The sequence below is a fragment of the Brevibacterium aurantiacum genome (assembly GCF_003932995.1).
Classification (GTDB): domain Bacteria; phylum Actinomycetota; class Actinomycetes; order Actinomycetales; family Brevibacteriaceae; genus Brevibacterium; species Brevibacterium aurantiacum.
In genome coordinates, this window is record NZ_CP025333.1 from 3,656,043 (window position 1) to 3,669,399 (window position 13,357).

At 64.1% G+C, this 13,357-nt stretch carries 11 protein-coding genes; 3 read left to right on the plus strand and 8 right to left on the minus strand.

The window, feature by feature from the left end; all coding sequences use genetic code 11:
- Positions 1 to 5 precede the first annotated feature (5 nt).
- From CXR25_RS16865 to CXR25_RS16875, 3 genes are read right to left on the minus strand one after another with little or no spacing between them, the layout of a single operon-like run.
- Positions 6 to 3,380, minus strand: a complete 3,375-nt coding sequence (locus tag CXR25_RS16865; protein ID WP_096163014.1) for an ATP-binding protein — start codon at positions 3,378 to 3,380, stop codon at positions 6 to 8.
- On the minus strand, positions 3,377 to 4,093 hold the full coding sequence (locus tag CXR25_RS16870) for a DUF4194 domain-containing protein (RefSeq protein WP_009881748.1): 717 nt from the start codon (positions 4,091 to 4,093) through the stop codon (positions 3,377 to 3,379). The genes CXR25_RS16865 and CXR25_RS16870 overlap by 4 nt, the downstream gene beginning before the upstream one ends.
- Positions 4,090 to 5,553, minus strand: a complete 1,464-nt coding sequence (locus CXR25_RS16875) for a DUF3375 domain-containing protein (RefSeq protein ID WP_069600998.1) — start codon at positions 5,551 to 5,553, stop codon at positions 4,090 to 4,092. Before CXR25_RS16875 ends, CXR25_RS16870 begins: the two co-directional genes overlap by 4 nt.
- A 281-nt stretch (positions 5,554 to 5,834) precedes the next feature.
- Between CXR25_RS16875 and CXR25_RS16880 the strand changes: the two genes are divergently transcribed.
- Positions 5,835 to 6,866, plus strand: coding sequence for a phosphatase PAP2 family protein (locus CXR25_RS16880; RefSeq protein WP_069600999.1), 1,032 nt, complete (start codon positions 5,835 to 5,837; stop codon positions 6,864 to 6,866).
- 20 nt (positions 6,867 to 6,886) lie between these two features.
- Here the strand turns inward: CXR25_RS16880 and CXR25_RS16885 are convergent, their stop codons facing one another.
- Positions 6,887 to 7,300 carry an MmcQ/YjbR family DNA-binding protein gene (locus CXR25_RS16885; protein ID WP_069601000.1) on the minus strand — a complete coding sequence of 138 codons (414 nt, stop codon included), beginning with the start codon at positions 7,298 to 7,300 and terminating at the stop codon, positions 6,887 to 6,889.
- Positions 7,301 to 7,382: 82 nt separating this feature from the next.
- On the opposite strand from CXR25_RS16885, the gene CXR25_RS16890 reads away from it, so the two are divergent.
- Entirely contained in the window at positions 7,383 to 8,375 is a 993-nt protein-coding gene (locus CXR25_RS16890) for an asparaginase (RefSeq protein ID WP_069601001.1), read from the plus strand.
- 482 nt (positions 8,376 to 8,857) lie between these two features.
- On the opposite strand, the gene CXR25_RS16895 is transcribed toward CXR25_RS16890, so the two are convergent.
- Both CXR25_RS16895 and CXR25_RS16900 read right to left on the minus strand, forming a co-directional pair.
- Positions 8,858 to 9,880 carry an NADP-dependent oxidoreductase gene (locus CXR25_RS16895; protein WP_069601002.1) on the minus strand — a complete coding sequence of 341 codons (1,023 nt, stop codon included), beginning with the start codon at positions 9,878 to 9,880 and terminating at the stop codon, positions 8,858 to 8,860.
- Positions 9,881 to 9,973: 93 nt separating this feature from the next.
- Positions 9,974 to 10,822 (minus strand): DUF402 domain-containing protein, encoded by an 849-nt coding sequence (locus tag CXR25_RS16900; RefSeq protein ID WP_069601003.1) that lies wholly within the window; start codon positions 10,820 to 10,822, stop codon positions 9,974 to 9,976.
- A 129-nt stretch (positions 10,823 to 10,951) separates the two neighbouring features.
- Here CXR25_RS16900 and CXR25_RS16905 point away from each other — a divergent pair, with 129 nt between their 5' ends.
- Entirely contained in the window at positions 10,952 to 11,899 is a 948-nt protein-coding gene (locus CXR25_RS16905) for an amidohydrolase family protein (RefSeq protein WP_009881755.1), read from the plus strand.
- Between the two features lie 61 nt (positions 11,900 to 11,960).
- Here CXR25_RS16905 and CXR25_RS16910 read toward each other — a convergent pair whose 3' ends face one another.
- Together CXR25_RS16910 and CXR25_RS16915 are read right to left on the minus strand one after the other, a co-directional pair.
- Positions 11,961 to 12,500, minus strand: coding sequence for a YetF domain-containing protein (locus CXR25_RS16910; protein WP_009881756.1), 540 nt, complete (start codon positions 12,498 to 12,500; stop codon positions 11,961 to 11,963).
- Positions 12,501 to 12,542: 42 nt separating this feature from the next.
- Positions 12,543 to 13,328: an SDR family oxidoreductase gene (locus CXR25_RS16915; protein WP_009881758.1), complete on the minus strand. Its 786-nt coding sequence runs from the start codon at positions 13,326 to 13,328 to the stop codon at positions 12,543 to 12,545.
- Positions 13,329 to 13,357: the final 29 nt, after the last annotated feature.

Here is a 13,357-nt window from a genome sequence, read left to right on the forward strand (position 1 = left end):
CCGGATCAGCTCTCATCAGCGCTCTCCTCGGCCCAGACCATGGTCGAGGCCAGGGTCTTCTGGCGGCTCGGGTTCTCGATCGAGGTCGCCGCACCAACATAGGGTTCGATGGTCTGCAGAAGTTTTTGAGGAGTGGCCAAGACCATGTGGAAACCGAACTCGATGAAGATGTCGAGCGCCATGCGCGTATACCTCGTGTCGGCCTTGTCGAAGGCCTCATCGAGGATGATCGTGCCGTACTTCGAGATCGCCTCGTCGGGATCAGCCAGCTGGTAGCGCAGTGCCGCTGCGAGGCAGAAGATCACGAGCTTCTGCTGCTGACCACCGGACATCGCCGCACCCGAATCGTAGGTGGCATGGGCGCGACCGTGGTCGTCGATCTCCTCGGCCAAGAAGGACACGTGCAGACGCGTGTCGAGGCACTGGTTCTTCCACACCTTGTCGACGTGCTCGCTTGAGGCGAACCGGCGCATCACCTCGGCGAGAGTGTCGTACTTATCCTCCGCGGTCTCCATGTCCTCATCGCCCCAGGTGCCGCCGGCGACCTTGCGGAGGTCGGAGATGAAGGCGTTGACGGTCTGGCTGCGACGGGTCTTGACTTTCAGCCGCAGGTAGCGACCCTCGTCGAACTGGGAGCGCAGGAGGGAGGAGTTGATCGGTGCGACCCGGTCCTCGATCTCATGTGGGGCGGCGTGGATCTCGTTGAGGAGTTCGCCGATGAGGTCGCGGGAACGCTGTCGCAGCAGGTCCCGGAACCTGTTCTCGTGGTCGGGCAGGCCGTGGGCCAGGATTTCATCGAGCATCGCCAGGTAGTCGTGTCGATCGGCGACATCGGCGGTGAGGTCCGAGGCGACCGAGGACCACGCGGCCTTGAATTCAGCTGCCAGTCTGGTCACGGCCTGACCGGCCTCGCTCGCCATGGCCTGTGCCTTGTCCTTCTCCGACTGCAGAGCCTGGGAGACCTGCTGACCGATCTCGGGCAGAGCTTCGCGTTTGATGCTTCGCTGGATACGTGTGAACCGGGCCTCGAGCTGTTCGGCGATCGTCGGATCCACTTCGGGGATGCGTCCGGCATTGACGTCGTCCTCGAGTCGGCTGAGGCCGGCCCGCAGACCGGTGATCTCTTCGTTCGCTCGGCGCAGGGCGTAGTCGCTGTCGCGGGTCGCAGTCTCGGCAGTCTCCTTCGCCGCGCGGGCTTCGCGTTCGGCGCCGATCGCCTGCTGCAGGTCGCCGTCTGCGTCCTCGAGTTCGCGCAGCGCCTTCTCCAGGGCCGCGATCGTCTCCTTGGCTCCGGCCAGGTCCACATCGCGCCAGGACTGTTCACGGATTCCGGCGAGGATGCCCTTCCGGCGGTGGGCCTGTGCGGTCTCTGCATTTGCGGCGTCGACGATGGCCTGAGCCTCGGCCAGTTCCGCTTGGGCTTCTTTCAGTGCGGCGATGAGAGCTTCGAGTTTGCTCTCCCGGTCACCGAGCACCCACTGGCTGCGATCGTCGATGCGACGCCGGTCATCCTTCTCATAGCGTGTCCGGGAAGTCTTGACCTGTCCCTTGATGGTGACGGCCCGAGGATGGTCATCGAGCTCGTCTGGGCTGTCGACGCAGGCGAAGTCGTAGCGTTCGGACAGGGTGGAATGCACCCAGTCCCCGAATCCGGTTTCGGCCACAGTGACCTTGTTGACCAGGGACTTCGCACTGTTGACGGGTCTGGGCTTCGGAGCTTGGGCGGGGATCTCTTCGAAGACGAGTCGTCCCTTGATCCGGTGGGAGTCGACCCAAGACCGGACCGCACCAAGGTTCTCGCTGCGCACGAGGACCGTGAGCGCCAACGGGCGCAGCACGCGTTCGACCGCCCCAGTCCAGGCGGCGTGGTCGGGGTCGACTTCGATGAGTTCGGCGGCGAAGGGCAGGGCCTTCTCGCTCAGTCCGGTGCCTTCGGCCAGTTCCTGTCGGATCTGGAGCAGGTTGCCCGGCACGGTCGAGCCGGAACGACGCAGGGAGTCGATCTCGGCTTCGAGGTCTCTGACTCGTGCCCGGGCTTTCGAGAAGCGGTCGTGGTCGGCATGGCTGGGACCCGCGGCCTGTGTCTCGTTATCGAGGGTGGCGGCGATCTGGGCCTGGAGTTCGGCGAATTCCGCCGCCGAGGTGGGCACCTGATCGATGTCTGCCTGCTTCAGCTGTCGCTCAAGACTGGCCCAACGGTCGGCAATGGCCCGGCGTTCGGTCTCGGCCGTGTCAATGCGCTGCTGCAGGTGCTCGGCCTCCGAACCGCCGAGGTCAAGGGTGGCTCGGCGGGCGAGGTCGTATTCGTCGACGGCAGCGTCGTAGTCCTTCTTGGCCCGGTCGGCGGCGACCTCGATTTCGACGAGTTCCCGCCGCTGGGCTGAGAGGTCTGAACGCATGAGGTCGAGTTCGCGTCGTTTCTGGAACGGCAGCAGGGCATCGTTGAGGGCGATCGACTTCGCCGCTGACTCATGGGCGGAGTCGTAACGGTTCGAGGCCTCGCGCAGCTGCAGGAGGTGGTCGCGTTGGCGGCGGAGTTCGACGACGTGGTCGTGGGCGTCTTTGAGGTCCCCGAACTGGTTGACCGCGGTCTCTGCCAGGTCGAAGGTGACCGGTGGTTCGAGCATGTGGTCGCGGAAGAGGCGGTCGAGACTGTCGAGGCTCTTGGCCGATTGGGTCTTGTGCAGCAGCTGCAGCGCCGATTCGCTGGCCATGCCGAAGACCTTGCGCATCCGGGCGTAGAACCTGGCGTGGGACCCGTTCGAGGTGATGAGGGCTTCGGGATGCTCGGTCTTGAGCTTCCTCGTCTCAAGGCCGGTGCGGGCGTACTGCTGCAGGTCGGCGAGGTCGAGGCCGGCCCGTTCGAGGATGCAGACGTCGGACAGGTCGGTCATCTTCGTGCCCGAGCCCTTGATGAAGAAGAGCCTGGCCAGAGACAGCGGACGGTCGGTGCCATTGTCATAGCGGAGGATAATGCCGCTCCACGTGGCGCGTGGCCGCAGGTACTTGCTGACGACACGGTCCTCATCGGAGTCCGCGGTGCGGGTCCACGCGCCGCGGACATAGCTGACGAGACTGCGCTGATCGACCCGGCTGCCCGCAGTTTGGGCCGCGACGTTGAACCGCAGCCACTTGTCGGGGGTGAGTACGGCGGCGATGCCGTCGAGCAGCGAGGACTTGCCTGAGCCTGAGGGCCCGGTGATGAGGTGGCCCTTGTGGGAGACGGGGATGCGGTGGATGTCAGCGTCGAAGGTGCCCCAGTTCGCGATCTGGATCTCCGACAGCCGCCACTGGCTGCCGACATCGGGACGGTCGGCTCCACGGGCACGGGCCTGGTCCGCGATGAGTGCGGCATCGAGTGGGAAGAGGGCCTCGGTCATGCTTCGTCCTCCTCGGTGTCGTCGGAATCGCGATCGTCGGTGTCGTCGGTGTCATCGGAACTGAGTCCCGCCTCGGCGATGGAGCCCTTGGCCTCTCCAGAAGCGATGCGCTCGTAGACGTCGATGAGCTCGTGCACCTGGTCCTCGTCGATGAGGAACTTCACCATCGGTGAGATTTCGAAACGCTCCTCACCTGCCTTGTGGAGGACGCGCAGGCGGTTGCTCATGCGACTCCATGCACCGTTGAGATTGCGCTGGAACGTCGATTCGTCGCCTGTGCGATAGATCGCGAGGCGTTCGTAGACCTCCTCGCGATCGACGATCACGCGCTGCTCGCCGGGGGCGGCCAGCAGGAGCTGCCGTAGGACGAGAAGCATGGCGGTATCGAGGAAGGTCAGCCGTTCGCTGCGCACAGCCGCGGGCACATCGATCTCCTCGGTGACGACCTTGCGAGTGAAGGCGAATTCGTCGATCTTGTCGATGACGAGATCCAAGAACAGGTCGTGCAGCCGTGAGCGCACAATGGACTCGTCGGCGACCAGCGCCGACCACAGCTGCGGGCTCTGTGCGCCGGAGACATAGGGACCCTTGAGCAGTTCGAGCAGAACCCGGCGAGTGCGCTCACCCAAGGTCCCGGTGTCCTGGAACCACAGCCCACTCGAGTTGTGCGCGGACTCCTCGGCCTCGGTAGGTGTGTCTGCGGAATCGTTCATAGTGTGATGCCTTCGGTGAAGTAATGGCGGCGGATCGTGGCGCTGCGTCGAATCCCGTCGACCCCGGCCCATTCGAGTCGATCCCGGGCTTCGGAATCGACATGTCCGTAGGTGCTGGCCAGGGACAAGAGACCGACGACGCTCGCCAGGCCCTGTGAGGCTGGGAACTGGTCGAGCACCTCGGCGACGGAGATCTGCTGGGCTCCGTGGATGGCCTGATTGACGTTGTCGGAGAGTTCGGAGAAGTCGATCTCCGATTCCCGGGCGACGGCGATGAGTTCGGCGAAGTCGACCTCGGTCTCGGTCGCCTCGCCCAGTTCGGCACCGGCATCGAATTCGGTGGGATCGTGGAGGACGACCTCACCGACGCTGCCCAATGCCACGCTTGAGAGCTCGAGATCCACGCCGAGGTTGTCGTAGGGTCTGCGCACCTGTGAGACCGGGGCCGCCGCGGCCAGGGCATCCTGGATCAGGGTGCGCATGACGCGGTCGCGTTGGAATTCGTGGGAGTGGACGTAGCGGCGCAGACCGCGGGCGAACTCGGACAGGATGTCGGAGACTTCGCGCGAGCCGTCCTTCATCTGCCGCATCAGAGTGCGAAGTGACCGGCGGGTCTCGGCTGTCAGCGTGGCCGAGAAGTCACGATCGAGGATCGCTGCGATGTCCTCGTCGAAGGCCGAGGCCTGTTCGGGATCGCGGACGAGTTGGGAGAAGGCGGAGAACGTTCTGCCCTCGTCGGAGGATTCGATGAGGTCGACGCCGCGGAAGACCTCGTTCAGTACCTGGGACTGGGAGTCCTCGGCGGCAAGGATCGAGATCCGCAGTTCCTGGTTGAGTTCTTCGAAGCGGGCCCGAACGCGAGCGAAGTCGGCGGGCAGGCCCTGCGCCTGTTGGAGGATATCGCTGACTCGCTCATTCGCCCGGCGTCGGTCAAGGACGATCGAACGGGGGTCACCGCGACGGACGCGGGCGATCTCGGCATCGATGCGGTCGCGTTCTGCTCGCAGGGATTCCAGTCGGCGGGAGCTGTCCGGGTCAGTGTCGATGGCCAGCTGCCGCACCGATTGGGCGAGGCTGACCAGCCGTGATTCGGTCGCGGTCTGCGGCGGGGTGCGCAACTGTTCGAGCATGCGGATGGCGTCGAATCCCGCCGCGGAGAGTTCGTAGGTCTCGCCCCTCGCCGAGGTGGCCGGGCGGCGCACGAGGATCTCCGCCCGGCGCCAATCGTCACAGTAGGCCTTCGCTGTCCGCGTGGACAGATCGAAGTGGTCGCGCAGCTCCTCGAGATCGGAGTCGATGGACTCGTGCAGGTCTTCGGTGGAGATTCGGGTGCCGGGCTTACCCAGGTGTGTTCCCAGCGTCGCCGCCATGACCGGGAGATGGTCTGCCCGCAGCATGCGCAGAGTGGCATTCGTATCGAGCAGTCGCCGGTAGGCGAGTGCGGAGCTGAGGGCGGACATGTCCCCTATTGTCTGCGCCGGTGGGGTCCGTTGCCAATTTCAGGTGCAGTTCGGGTGCGCGGACCACGGGAACGCAGCTTGCATGCCTCTCATACGGCGCACCGCTCATCTTCGGGCGGCGCACAGGTCGTTTTCGGGCGGCTTGCAGACAGTCGATTATTGGCCCGATATTCATGTTTTGTTCAGCTCGTGACACTCGCCACTGGATTCGCCATTCCGATATCGAATCGTTATATCGTGTGCCGATGACTCGGATACGACGATGGCCCTACACCTTTGCCATGCTGCTCTCCATAGCTGTCGCATTGGTCGCCCTTGCTTCTTCGATCTACCTCGGGCGGCCGCTCAGGGACCCGGACGGCTTCCTCGGACCCGCCTATATCCGGATGCCGTTGCTGGCTCTGCTGTTCTTCGGCGTGGGCATCGTCGTGGACGCCGTGCGAACGAGCGGCTGGAAGCATCTGTCCAACGGGATGCGCGAAGTCGTGAGAAACGAATGGAGCCTCCGTCGGGTCCTGTGCATCACCGCGGGCATGATGAGTTTCTACATCTGCTATCTCAGCTACAGAAACCTCAAGAGTGACCTTCCGACCTACCGCGAAGGAGTCATCTACGATCACGAGCTTTCGCATACCGATCTGTGGTTCAGCGGGGGCATCAATCCCGCTGTGTTCCTGCACAATCTGTTCGGCACCGGGTTCATGGCAGAAGTGCTCTCCGTCGTCTATCTCGCCTATCTTCCGCTCATTCCCATCAGCCTCGGCGCTGTGCTCATTCTCAGTCGCAACCTCGCGATCGGCGCCTGGTATGCCACGACGCTGTGTCTCAATTGGGTGCTGGGCACGGTCAGCTACTACATCCTGCCCGCTCTTGGGCCTGCATTTGCCCGACCCGAGCTCTACCGCGGCTTGGCCGACACCGGGGTCACCGAGCTGCAGCAGTCACTCATCGAAACTCGGCTCGACGTCCTTGTCGACCCGGTCGGCAGCGGGCAGATCCAGGGTGTGGCCGCGTTCGCCTCTCTGCACGTCTCCGTGACGTTCGCAGCGGCCCTATTCATGATGCGAACCAAGCAGAAGCCGCTGTGGCAGACAGTGACGTGGATATTCTTCGGCGCCACAGTGATCGCCACGCTCTACTTCGGCTGGCACTACATCCTCGATGACATCGCCGGCATGGTCATCGGCTGGGCTTCTGTCACTCTCGGTGCCTGGGTCACCGGCAACCGACGGAAACGAGCTCAGCAGAGCAAAGAGGCCGATGCCATTGCCGCCGAGCAGCGTGCGGAACCAGCACTCGTCGAAGCTTCCTAACGGGTGGAGCGTCTACCGACTCATGTCTCGTCCCTTCCGCCGAAGGTCTTCGGGTCGACGGGTCGGTCCTTCTTCGGCAGCTTCGCAACGACGAGACAGTAGGACTCGAGCACGAGATCGTGCAGAAGGTCGGGATCAAGGATGTTCCCGGATCCGTCTTCGGCCGCGCCTGCTCCCGCCACAGTGATCCAGTGCTTCTTGCTCATGTGATATCCGGGAGTGATCTCCTCATAGGCATCACAGAGCACCTCCCCGTCCAGCGGATCGATCTTGAGATTGAGGCTGGGCACACCGCGCAGATCGAAGGCCATCAGGAACATCTTCCCGCGCACCTTGTACACGTTGTACTCGGGCCCGAACGGGTGCTCGATCTCCACAGACGGGTACTGGATCGCCTGGTCATGAGCGAGCGTGAGCACGGTGTCGGGATCCATGTTTGGAGACTAGCAAAGAGCCATGACACAGAACGTCGGCATCAGGGGCTGAGCACCGAAACTGCCCGATAGACTCGTGCCCATGTCAGAGAACGCTCCTCATCTCCTCGTCGCTGCCCTCGGCGGCACCATCGCCTCGACCTCGAACCAATCCGGAGGTGTCGCCCCGGCCCTGAGCGGAGCGGAGATCGCCGCGGCCGCCGGCCTCGACCAGATCTGGCCGGACCTGCAGGCCGACTTCACACAGGTGTCGCAGGTCTCGAGCGCCAATGTCACCCTCGACATGCTCTTCGACGTCCGCGAACTCGCGCGCACCACCGAGGCCGACGGCATCGTTCTCACGCAGGGTACCGACACTCTCGAGGAGAGCGCCTTCGCCCTCTGGCTGCTCAATGACTCGGCCACTCACATCGCGGCCACCGGGGCCATGCGCAATCCGACACTGCCCGGCGCCGACGGCCCTGCGAACGTGCGCGCCGCCGCTCTGACCGCGCTTTCCTCTCTGAGCAGTGAACTGCCCTCAACCCTGGTCTTCAACGACGAGATCCATGATCCGCGTTTCGTCCGCAAGTCCCACGTGACCTCGACTGCGGCGTTTTCCTCCGGCCCAGTCCTCGGCGCGATCGGGTGGATCAGCGAAGACACCGTTCGCCTCCCCCACAGGCCGACGGCTGAGGACGCGTCCCCATTCGCGGGCCTTTCCCGCCCGGAGACGCTTGCGAAGGTCGCCCTCGCCGAGGTGGGGATGGGCGAACCCGAAGAGACACTGACCCAGCTCATCGAGTCCGGTTTCGCCGGTGCCGTCATCTCCGGGGTCGGCGGCGGCCACGTCCCCGAGCATCTGCTGCCAGCGGTGGCCCGCCTCGGCGAGGCGATGCCCATCGTCCTGGCATCGCGGCCGGGCTCGGGTGCGAGCCTGAGGAACACCTACGGCTATCCGGGCGGTGAGATCGGGCTGCTCGAGTCCGGGCTCATCCCCGCCGGAATCCTCGATGCCCGCAAGGCCCGCATCGTCCTCACCCTGGCGCTGAGCCTGGGACTCGACCCCGCCGAGGTGTTCGCGGCATTCGCGTGAGCGTGGGAGTCAGCCAGGAGCTCCTCCTCCGGCATTGATTCGACAGCACGACGCCTGAACATCCCTTTGTCACTCGCCGAGTACGGTTGGCCCACCCCGGAGTAGTCGATCAACCGTCCACCCGAATCCGTGGCCGAGGCCCATGCCCGCACCATCGATGCCGCCGAGGCGTTGGCCGGGGTAACGGCCGACACGGTCCGCGTCGTCGGAGGCGGTTCGCAGAACGCACTGCTGTGTGCCGGTTGTCGGCGGCCCGAATTGGCCGCACAGTCATGTCCGGTTGAGCCAACGGCGACATTCGGGGATAAATGACGGCCTGTAACTGACATTCGGGCGTGAAAGATGGCCTGAAACTGAAACAGTCGGTAAGTCCTAGTCGAAAATAATACGAAATTCGACCAGGACTTACCGACCGTTTGTGATTTCTGCGCCGCCAGCGCGGCTACAGCGCCGCTGGGAGGCTGCGACGCAGGGAGCTTACCTCAGCTCTCGGCGTCGACTGCCACGACCATCTTGCCGAAGTTGCGGCCTGCGAGCAGGTCGTTGAAGTACTCGGGTGTCTTGTCCAGGCCCGGGCGAATGTCCTCGCGGTAGCGGACCTTTCCTTCCTTGACCCAGCCGCTCATGTCGGACAGGAAGTTCTCGTGGTGCTTCTCGACGAACTCATTCTGGATGAAGCCGCGGACGTTGAGTGACCTCGTGAGGATGTTGCCCATGAGCGCACCCGAACGGTCGGGGCCCTCGGGCAGCTCGGTCAGGTTGTAGTTGGCGACGAGACCGCAGACGGGCACGCGAGCGTAGGTGTTCAGACGTGGCAGCACGGCCTTGAACACGTCTCCGCCGACGTTCTCGAAGTAGACGTCGATGCCCTGCGGCACTGATTCTTTGAGTTCGTTCTTGAGGTTGCCGGTCCGGTGGTCGAGCGCGACGTCGAAGCCGAGCTCGTTCAGGTGGGCGACCTTCTCGGGTCCACCGGCGATGCCGACAGCCTTCGCGCCCTTGATCTTCGCGATCTGACCGACGACGGAGCCGACGGGGCCAGTGGCGGCAGCAACGGCCACGGTCTCGCCTTCCTGTGGGCGCCCGATCTCCAGGAGTCCTGAGTATGCGGTGAAGCCCGGCATGCCCAGCACGCCGAGAGCGGTGCTGACCGGGGCGACTTCGGGATCGAGACGGCGCAGGTGTGCGGCCTTCTCGATGGAGTACTCCTGCCAGCCGCCGTAGCCGAGGACGGTGTCGCCGGTGGAGAAGTCGGACGAGTTCGACTCGACGACCTCGGAGACCGTGGCACCGACCATGACGTCGCCGACCTCGACCGGCTTCGCATAGGATTTCGCATCTGACATCCGACCGCGCATGTAGGGATCGAGTGAGAGATACAGAGTGCGGAGCAGAACCTCACCGTCCTGCGGCGAACCCAGGTCGACCTCGTCGAGGAGGTAGTTCTCCGCCTTCGGCTCTCCGACTGGACGAGAATTCAGGCGAATCCTGTGGTTTGTCGTCATCGAGATGCTTCCTTTCATCGACGCCGCGCGCTGTCTGCGCACGGTCGCGGGATGTCTGTGGGGCTGAATCGTTGGCGGCCGAAGCGGCAGAGCCTAGATCCAGTCCTTGTTGTAGCAACCACTTCGGATCCGCTGATGTTCCTGATTCTGCGAAGATTTCGAGACTGCTGATTCTGCCGCCAGTTCTCGCGCCTTTTTCTCCCACTTCGGGTCAAATGCCCAGGTGAACTCGCCGAGGTGGTCGAGCAGTTCCGATCCATTGCGTCGAATGATGTTCGACCATTCACGTGGCCAGGCTCCGTAGTTCGCCGCGGCGGCGAGTTCGTCTACGTCCTTGAACACCGCTCCGTTCGGGTTGAGAATCGCACGCCCGGATGTCGTGTGCAGGGGCATGCTGGCGACGGGGAAAGTGATGTCGAGAATGTGATCGCTCGTAAACAGGGTGTCACCCGTGCGGCGGTGGGTGGCCTCGAGGTTGACGTACCAATCCGCGCGGACCCCCGCAGAACCACCGGCAGCAGCGTCACCCGCAGCAGACCCTGCTCCCCCGGGTTTGAGCAGAACCCACACGGAGAACGGGACTCGCGGCGGGACGATCTTGAGCACCCCGAGCCCACGCCAGCTGCCGGGCGCCTTGATCCGTCGGGGCGCCTCGGCGGACGGGCGGAAACGTTCCTTGAGCGGAACATCGTGGGGATTGGAATCCTCCCACCCGACGATTCTCGTATCGACCGTTTCGGTGCCTCCTGCCATCCACAGCACTGCACCGGTGGGACCGTCCTCGATGACGTGCATCGGCCGACGCACCTCGGCGTGGTCACGGTCGAAGTCGAAGCGTCGAAACGACCAGGTCACGGTGTCGCCGGGCATCCAGAAGGGTCCGTCACCTACGTGACGTGTGCCCGGCGGGACGTCGATCTCGTACGGATCGGTGAACTCCATACAGGCAGTCTAAGTTCGAGTCATGAGTGAGGGCTGGACGTACACGAGTCCGCTTCGCAGGCACCGATACTGCCAAGCCGCTGCCCGCCGTTTCGGCCCGCTCAGCGTCCACCGCCTAAGGTGGTGGGCATGGACGACTTCACACTTCCCGATCGCAAGGACGCGACTCATCACAGCAAGGCGACCGCGGCGGAACCTCCACGCACCGATGCCGACGTCCCGGCCTACCTCGAGGCGCTGGGCATCCCGGGCCTCGCCGATATCCACATCCACTTCCTGCCGCAGAACGTCCTCGACAAAGTATGGGCCTACTTCGACGCCGCCGAAGCCAGCTATGGCTATCCGTGGCCGATCCACTACCGCTATGACACCGAAACCCGCCTGAACATCGTCCGTGACCTGGGCGTCCGTGCCATCCCGGCACTGACCTACCCGCACAAACCCGGCATGGCCGCCTGGCTCAACGAGTGGAACCGCGAGTTCGCCGCCGCCCATGACGATGTCATCCACTGCGCGACTCTCTACGCCGAACCGGAGTCCGCCGACTATGTCCCCGAGGCTCTGGCAGCAGGTGCCCGACTGTTCAAGGTCCATATCCAGGTGGGTGGCTTCTCCCCCGATGACCGGGTGCTCGATCGGGCGTGGGCGGCACTCGCCGAGGCGCAGGTGCCCATCGTCATCCACGCCGGCTCCGAACCTCTGCCGGGTGCCCACACCGGCCCGCAGGCCGTGGCGAATGTGCTCGAACGCTACCCGTCCCTGAAGTTCGTCGTCGCCCACATGGGCATGCCCGAATACGATGCCTTCGCCAGCCTCGCCGAGGATTACAGCGGAGTCCACCTGGACACGACGATGTACGTGTCAGGATTCTTCTCCTCCCCCGCCGAGGTGGACCCGGCTTACCGTGAACGCTTGGCCGGTCTGCAGGACAAGATCATCCTCGGCTCGGACTTCCCGAACATTCCCTACCCCTATGCGGATCAGATCTCGGGGCTGGCCGGACTCGACCTCGGCGACGAATGGATGCGCTCGGTGCTGTGGCGCAACGGAGCGCGGGTACTCGGGCTCGATGGTTGAGCGCGTCCTTAGAATCGATGGCTGAGGGGCAGAGATCTCAGTCTCCGTGTGGCGGCGGGGCTCAGCTCTCGCGGGGGATTCTCTCCGCACCGATGACGCCGCGCAGCAGGTCTTCATCGATCGGGGCGCCGCGCCTGGTCACACTGATCTGACCTGTCGGCTCGAGGATCACGCAGGCCACCTCGGCGCGCTGTCTGATGCCTGCCATGCGCAGCTTCGAATACACTTCGGCGGGGTCGACATGGGCTCTGGCGAGGTTGTCGATCAGCAGCTGACTGCCGGCCATGAGGACGATCGCGGGGCTGTTGACGATGCCTGCGATGCGGTGGAAGCGCCGGGCCTTTCCGGTCAGAGCCTGGAGGATCAGCAGGGTGGCCAAGGCCAGGAGACCGGCGATGAGAGTCGGAGTGTCACCAAGGATCGAACGACCGATGATCGCCCCCAAGGCGATGATGGCGGCAAGGTCGAAACTCGAGAGGCTCGCGAGGGTCCGTTGGCCGAATACGCGGACGAGAATAATGATGCCGAGGTAGAAGGCAATGCAGGATACGACGATCCTCACCGCATCGATGCCGTCGAGTCCGAATTCCAGCCAGTCCATGTATTTCCTCCCGACTGGATACTACAACGTCATGCCTGCACCTCAGCGGGAACGGATCCATTCAGCGACGGTGACGGCGGAGAGCCTCGGCGAATCGGGGATGAGGCCATTTCCGGACATCGGTCCTGGGATCGGAACGGAGACGATCTTCGGGATACCCCTCGCACGGGATCCGCCACTCGGACCTGCTCCGACGCTCACGGCCGAGTCTGCGTCGGCCGCCGCGATCCTGCCGGCGATCGTCGGAAAGTCGCTGACCTCGGGGCCGGCGACCTCGATGGTTCCGCGTTCTCCTGCATCGATGGCCTCGGCCATCATTCGAGCTGACTCGTCGGCGGCCAGGGCCTGCACTCTCATCTTCGGCACGAATGCCACCGGACCCGCGGTGAACGTCATTGTGTCAACAAGTTCGAACCACTGGGCTGATCGGAACATCAGGAGCTGGTCGGCGGGGATCAGCCTGCGGTAGACCCGTTCCTGCAGTTCTTTGGCCTGGTAGTAGCCGAGCAGCTTGGACGCCGCGACCTCAGGCTTGAAGGCGATGGACAGACACACCATCGCTGCTCCCGGATTCTCTGCCGCGGCCAGGGCGATCGACCGGGAGCTGCGGGAGAAGAAGTCGAGTGCTTTGTGGCGGTTGTTCGTCATGAGATTGACGCAGTCGACGAGGACATCGCTGCCTTCGGCCGCCTCGGTGACTCCTTCTCCCGCAAAGGTGTCGACCCCGATTCCGCGGTGGGCCGCGATCACCGAGTGCTCACGTTCACGCAGGTGTGCCACGAGTCTGCGGCCGAATGTGCCGGTGGCTCCATAGACGGTGATCTGCATGTCTCATCCCCTGGATTCGGTGGATCGGC